2 pseudogenes are annotated in these 1,057 nt (G+C 55.2%); one reads left to right on the forward strand and one right to left on the reverse strand.

From position 1 onward, the window contains the following. Positions 1-108, forward strand: a pseudogene (locus AAFO90_RS24955) (IS5/IS1182 family transposase); the annotation flags it as partial. Positions 109-636: 528 nt separating this feature from the next. Here the strand turns inward: AAFO90_RS24955 and AAFO90_RS24960 are convergent. Continuing rightward, positions 637-1,057, reverse strand: a pseudogene (locus tag AAFO90_RS24960) (hypothetical protein); the annotation flags it as partial.

A 1,057-nucleotide genomic window follows, 5' to 3' on the forward strand; every position in this document is an offset into this window, starting at 1 on the left:
TTCGCAAAGATCAAGGAATTCAGAGCCATAGCGACCCGCTACGAAAAGACAACGTCCAGCTACGCCGCCAATTGGCATCTCGCGGCTGCCATCATCGCCTCACGATGAATGTCCACAGACCCTAGTTTATGTCATCCTGACCCCGGTCCTGTTTTTCCTTTTTGCCAAAGGCCTTGTCGGCGGCGGTGATGTGAAATTTATATTGGCGGTCGCAGTTTCAATACCTTTTCACGCATTAGGCCTGTTCTTCCTGGTTTCCGGGGTGGCCGGAGGGCTTGCTGCGATAGTGATTATTTTGCAGGCTAGGTTTCTTGGACGCCCACTTGACCAGATGTCCGTTCCATATGGGGTTGCTCTCGCATTGGCGACAGCGCTTGTACTCGCCAGAGATATCTCGTGACGCAGTTCATCATCGCCGGGCAGATCAAGGAGTAAATCCTGCGCGCACTGGTGGCGGTGCTGCGGCATGTCCCGTGGTCGCTGTAGATTCCAGGACAGCAGATCGCGGGAGCGGTTGGCGGATCAACCGGCATGGAATATCTGATGCTCCTCCGGTTTGCCGGTCACGCGGCATCCCCGACGGCGCAGAGGAAAGCACATCGCGTTAGGTTCCATCCCGGGGGAGCGCCCGTCAGCCTAAAAGGACGACGTTCCCCGCTTTGGCCTATGCCCGACAAAGCCGGTGGGATTCGCTTTTAACCGGCGCAAGGCCGCGAGATTGTTCTGAATCGTGAGCGAACCCGGTTGTTCGGACGATGCGCGCTGCAAAAGTTTCTCGGCCTGTGTCAGGTTCCCGCGCAACATCATCGAAAAACCATAGTCATTCAGGTATGTCGCGTTGTTGCCATTGGCTTTCTTGTAACGCGCAAAATAGACATCGGCCTGTTTGAACTGACCCAGCAAGGAATACGCCGATGCCAGACCCAATATCCCCAACTTCGACACTTCGCGATGGATTTGAGCCCGGTTTGGCAATGCGGACTTCAATGAAATAAGGGCTTTCCGTGTGTGGAGGGTCAGATTTTGGCGAGAATCCTGTTGTGGCACGTTATGGCGC

The organism is Phaeobacter sp. CAU 1743 (genome assembly GCF_039839315.1).
GTDB classification, from domain to species: Bacteria; Pseudomonadota; Alphaproteobacteria; order Rhodobacterales; family Rhodobacteraceae; genus Phycobacter; species Phycobacter gallaeciensis_A.